The 5,019-nt window shown below is 75.2% G+C and carries 4 protein-coding genes and 2 pseudogenes; 1 reads left to right on the top strand and 5 read right to left on the bottom strand.

Translation table 11 applies throughout. From position 1 onward, the window contains the following. The 5 genes and pseudogenes from IE312_RS39060 to IE312_RS06345 all read right to left on the bottom strand — a co-directional run. On the bottom strand, window positions 1-961 hold a 961-nt coding region (locus IE312_RS39060; RefSeq protein WP_229899172.1), incomplete at its 3' end, for a discoidin domain-containing protein. Window positions 962-1,151: 190 nt separating this feature from the next. After that, the gene (locus IE312_RS43760) at window positions 1,152-1,484 is read right to left on the bottom strand and encodes a hypothetical protein (protein WP_268254296.1); all 333 of its coding nucleotides are present in this window, start codon (window positions 1,482-1,484) and stop codon (window positions 1,152-1,154) included. A gap of 124 nt (window positions 1,485-1,608) precedes the next feature. Beyond that, window positions 1,609-2,514 (bottom strand): annotated as a pseudogene (locus tag IE312_RS06355) (FAD-binding protein); the annotation flags it as partial. A gap of 54 nt (window positions 2,515-2,568) precedes the next feature. Continuing rightward, the gene (locus IE312_RS06350; RefSeq protein ID WP_189979146.1) at window positions 2,569-3,480 is read right to left on the bottom strand and encodes an inositol monophosphatase family protein; all 912 of its coding nucleotides are present in this window, start codon (window positions 3,478-3,480) and stop codon (window positions 2,569-2,571) included. A gap of 28 nt (window positions 3,481-3,508) precedes the next feature. Continuing rightward, a complete protein-coding gene (locus IE312_RS06345) occupies window positions 3,509-4,675 on the bottom strand; it encodes an FAD-dependent oxidoreductase (protein ID WP_189979144.1) in 1,167 nt (388 codons plus the stop codon). Window positions 4,676-4,898: 223 nt separating this feature from the next. Here IE312_RS06345 and IE312_RS39055 point away from each other — a divergent pair. Continuing rightward, window positions 4,899-5,019 (top strand): annotated as a pseudogene (locus IE312_RS39055) (Ppx/GppA family phosphatase); the annotation flags it as partial.

Genomic DNA, 5,019 nt, shown 5'->3' with positions numbered 1-5,019 from the left:
GGTTCGGCGTGGCGGGGTCGACGACGATGACGTTCGGGCCGAGGTCGCCGCCGCCCTGGACGGGCGGGACGCCGGTGGTGCCGGTGTGCACGGCGAACTCCCACAGGGAGTAGCCGTAGCCGGTGCCGCGGGCGGTGCCGTAGATCCGGACGTACCGGCCGGCACCGCTGACGTCGTAGGACGCCGTGCCGCCGGTCCCCCCGGTGACGCTCTTGAGGGTGTTCCAGCCCTGTCCGTCGGAGGAGGCCTCGATCCGGAAGTCCTTGCCGTAGGCGGCTTCCCAACTGAGGTCGATCTTGCACAGGTCCTGGACGGCGCCCAGGTCGACCTGCAGCCACTGCGGGTCGGCGGCCTGGCTGGACCAGCGGGTCGCGGTGTTGCCGTCGACGGCGGCGGAGGCGGGGGTGCCGGCGTTCTCGGTGGAGGAGGCCGTGGCGGTCCTGCCCCGGGCGGCATCGGCGGTGGAACAGCCCGCCTGTCCGCCGTCGGCGCTGCCGAAGACCTGGAACTCCCAGAGGGAGTAGCCCCACGCCGTGGCCCGGTGCACGCCGAGCATCCGGACGTAGCGGCCCCGGCCGGACACGTCGAGGGTGTCGAGGCCGCCGTCGGAGCCGGTGACGGATTTCAGGTCGGTCCAGGTGGTGCCGTCCGCGGATATCTGGACCTTGTAGTCCTTGCCGTAGGCGGCCTCCCAGTCGAGGACCACGCGGTCGACGGTGGCGGTGGTCCCGAGGTCGACGCGGACCCACTGGTCGTCGCTCGCGGCCGAGGACCAGTGGGTGCCGGTGTCGCCGTCGACGGCGAGGGCGGGGGCGGTGCCGTTGTTCTCCTGGGAGGAGGCGGTGGCCGTCTTCCCTTGGGACAGGGGGGTTTCGGCCGCGGTGGCCGGTGGGTGTGCGGTGGGCAGGGCGAGCAGCGCGGCCGTGGCGGCCAGCGCGACACCCAGGGATCGCAGTCTCATTTCGGCGGCTCCATGCGAGGGCGGGGTCGGGCAACCGACCCCACGGCTTAGTTCATGTTTTGATTTAAGTGATGAACCAAGCCGGCCACAAGACATCGGACACGAGATCCTTCAACAACCGCACCCGGCGATCCCGCACCATGCGTGCCGCGCCGCTGGAGCCCGCCGCCCGGTGACCGGCGGGCGCGGGTCACCGCGGTGCGAGCTCCGGGCCGGGCCCGCGCCCCAGGACCAGGTGCGGATCGAAGCGCCGCTTGGCGTCCGCGAAGGACTGCCAGCCGGTGCCGTGGTGGTCGCGCCAGTCGGCGGCGGAGAGGGGCAGGGCGTTGACGGGGTAGGCCACGGCGCCGGCGGCCCGGGCCAGGTCGTACGCCGCGCGATTGGCGGCCACCATCCGCGCGGCCGTCCCGTGACTGTCCGGCGGAGCCGTGCGCAACAGGGCGAACACCCACAGGAGGCGGCCGGGCGGGCGGCGGAAGAGCGGCGCACGCAGCCGGGCGGAGACCAGGGGGTACAACAGCACGAGCCCGGTGGTGCGCAGGTCGGAAGGCCGGGTCGGCGAGCACGGAGCCGACCACCGGCCCGGCGGTCTCGTGCGGCAGGAGCAGGTTGAGCCAGGGATGCGGATGCAGCCACTCCCCCGTCGTCCGCAGGAGTTCCTCGTCCGTGTCGACGCGGTGGACGAACTCGGCGTATGAGAGGTCGGTGGTCTCCGCGGCGGCCCGGTCGTGGGCGAGCCCGTCGAGCAGGCGGCCGTCGTCGGGCGGGGACGGCCCGTCGTACCAGGCCACGGCCTCGATCACGTACCGCCAGCCGCGGTCACCCAGCGGGCGGACCTGGCCCTCCAGGTAGGGGAACCGCGCTTCCTCGGCCAGCCGCCGCTGGTCGGCCAGGTAGCGGGCGAGGTCGTCGTAGAAGAGGCAGTGGCGGCGGACGCGTCCAGGTGCGGGGACCACGCGCAGGGTGGCCCCGACGATGACGGCGCACTGGCCGAGCCCGGCGAGGACGGCGTGGAACAGCGCGGGGTCCCGGCCGGGCGAGCAGACGCGGTGCTCCCCCGCCCCGGTCACCACCTTCAGCTCCAGCACCTGGTCCGCGACCAGGCCGTGCCGATGGGTGGCGCCGCCGAGACCGCCCGCGGACAGCACTCCGCCGACGCCCGCGCCCAGGTAGTCGGTGAGCACCGGGGGTGTACGGCCGTACGGCAGGGTGGCGGCCAGCACCTCCCGCCACAGCGCGCCCGCACCTACGGTGACCCGGTCACCGGTCACCGGGCCGACCCGGTTCATGGCGCGCAGGTCGACGACGATCCCGCCGGCCGCCTGGCTCTGGCCGTACAGCGCGTGGCCCCCGGCGCGCACCCCGACGGGGATGTGCCGCGGTCCGGCGTACTGCAACAGGTCCCGGATCTGGGCGGCGGACGTCGGCCGCAGCACGGCCCGCGGGGTCGCCCGCACGAGCCGTCCGAAGTCCCGCGAGGCTTCTCGCAGGGCCTCCGGGCGGGTGTCGAGGGCCTGGCCGAAGCGGGCGGCGAGGTCGTCGGCCAGGGTCATGCGGGCATCACACCAGACGGCGGCGCCTTCCGTCGAGACGGCGTGCGGCCGGGGTCAACTCAGGGGCTGGGGGCGGCTGTCGGCCTCGGGTGAGGGCAGGCTGTCGGCCTCGGGTGAAGCCTCGTCCCCGACCCCGGCCGAGGCGTGGTCGTCGCCCCCGGAGGAGGCCTGGTCCCGGACCAGCTTCAGGAGCGCGGCGTGCGTGGCCGCGTCGGCCGCCGCGACCAGTCCGCCCGCACCGGTGTGCAGCGGCTCGCCGTACAGACCGGTCACCGTGCAGCCGGCCGCCCGGCACAGCGCGATGCCGGCGGCGAAGTGCACGCTGTCGCCCAGGTGGCCGTCGGTGACGTAGGCGGCCCGGCGTCCCGCGGCGACCCAGGCCACCGCCAGGGTGCTGGAGACCACCCGGGGCCGGAACCGCTCGGCGAAGCCGGGGTCGGTGAGCAGGCGGGCCGCCCGGAAACCGGGCGCGTTGGGGAACGGCGGATCGAGGTTGACGTCCACCAGCGCGGACCCGGCGGCCGGCGTCAGCTCCGTGTCCTGGCCGTCCCGGCGGACCCAGGCCCGCGTGCCGTCGGTCCAGAACACCTCACCGGCGAACGGATCGGCCGTCGCGGCCGCGGTCACGTCCGAGCCCACCCGCAGCGCCACGTTCACGCAGGCGAGCATGGTCCGCGCGGCGTAGTTCAGGGTGCCGCACAGCGGGTCCACCAGCCAGCGGCGGCGGGCGCCCGCGATGCCGGTCCGGCCGCTCTCCTCGGCCGTCACCGCGTCCCCGGGGCGGGCGGCGCGCAGGACCTCCAGCACGGCCCGCTCGGCGGCCAGGTCCGCTTCCGTCGCGAAGTCGCCGGCGGACTTCTCGTAGCGGCGCAGGCGCCGGCCGTACAGCTCACGCACCACCGCTGCGCCCGCCTCGGCCGCCGCCACGGCCAGCCGGCCGTCGGACTCCTCGTGAATGATCGTCATGGCGTGCACGATAGACGGCCCTCGTAGTTCAGTGCGGCTCGGGCGGGACCGCCGACAGCGGGGTGTTCCAGGCCAGTTGGCGCAGCAGCCGGGCGTCCGGTCCGGCGGGGCGGCCCATGGCGGGTGCCGGGCCGGACGGCGTGCGGGTGCCCCGGGAGAGGCCGCCGCTGACGGTGATGTTGTGCTCGGCCCGCGGACGGCGGTGCCGCTCGTACACGGCGAACGCGGTCTGCGGGTCGGGCAGGTCGCGCAGCGCCTTGGCCAGGACGACGGCGTCCTCCAGCGCCATCGAGGCGCCCTGGCCGGTCGCCGGGGACGCGGCGTGGGCCGCGTCCCCGACGAGCAGCACGCGCCCGGTGTGCCAGGCCGTGCCGAGCGGCAGCTCCGTGGCGTCGGTGACCATGATCTGCCCGTCGGCGGCCGCCACCAGACCGGCGGCGGGCGTCGCGTCCCCGCGCAGCAGCGGCAGCAGGCGGGCGCGCAGTGCGGCGGAGGGCACGGCACCCGCACCGGCGGGCAGCGGATCGCCGCCGGTGCGGGCGAACCAGTACGTCTCACCCGCCGGGGACACGGCGTACCCGAACGCGGCGGCGCTGCAGCGCACCATGGTGATGGCGCCCTGGGGGCCGGGCGGGGGCGCGGTACCGGTGTAGCCGTAGTACACCCGCTGGCCCGCGTATCGGGGGCGTACTCCGGGCCGGAGCAGCCGTCGTACGGTCGAGTTCAGTCCGTCGGCGCCGACGAGCAGGTCCCCGGTGGCGGTGGTGCCGTCGGCGAAGCGGGCGGTGACGGCGTCCGGTCCGTCGGCCACGGACACCAGGCGGGCGCCGTGGCGCAGCGGGACGCCCCGCCGGACCGCCTCGCCCTGGAGTACCGCGTTCAGTCGGCCGCGGCGCAGGCAGCGGTAACGCAGGACCGGATCGCCGGCCTCGCCCAGCGGCTGGTGTGCGACCTCGGTGCCCTCGCTGTCGAGGAGCCGCAGTGAAGTGAGCGGAAAACCGACGGCCGTGACGGGGTGTGCGGCATCCAGCTCGGCCAGCGCGCGCATGCCGTTGCTCGCCAGGGTGAGGAAGGCGCCGATGTCCTCGGCCGTGTCCGGGTGCGCCTCGAACACGGTCACGTCGAGACCGGCCTTGCACAGCCCCAGGGCGGTCGCGGTCCCCGCGATGCCGCCGCCGATCACCAGTACCCTCATCGCGTCCGCTCCGGTCACCCGCCGCTCCCCGCGCCGACGGTGGTCACGACCATCTAACGGCAGCGAGGGGCCCGCCGGGGCCGACGGGGCGGTATGACGGGGCGGTATTCGGACAGGGACCGCCCCGTGCCCGACCGTCCTGGTGCGCGTCTGCGGTGCCGCGTGCACCGGCACGCCCCCTGTGCCACGGGTCACCGCCGGTGAGGTGGGTACTTCCCGGCTCATGCGGGTGAGCGTGGTGGATGCGGGTTCGAACACGGTCAGGTTGGTCGTCGCGGACGTGGAGGGGGGCGTTCCGCTCCCGGTGCACACCGTCAAGTGGAAACTCCGCCTGTCCGAACGGG

Origin of the sequence: Streptomyces capoamus (genome assembly GCF_014654935.1) — a bacterium.
In the GTDB taxonomy this organism is placed as follows: Bacteria; Actinomycetota; Actinomycetes; order Streptomycetales; family Streptomycetaceae; genus Streptomyces; species Streptomyces capoamus.
This window is presented reverse-complemented; position numbering and strand designations above follow the sequence as displayed.

Bases quoted from the DNA above. Each gene is read 5' to 3' on its own strand.
- IE312_RS06350 (WP_189979146.1), bottom strand. From the start codon at position 3,480: ATGACGATCATTCACGAGGAGTCCGACGGCCGGCTGGCCGTGGCGGCG.
- IE312_RS06345 (WP_189979144.1), bottom strand. From the start codon at position 4,675: ATGAGGGTACTGGTGATCGGCGGCGGCATCGCGGGGACCGCGACCGCC.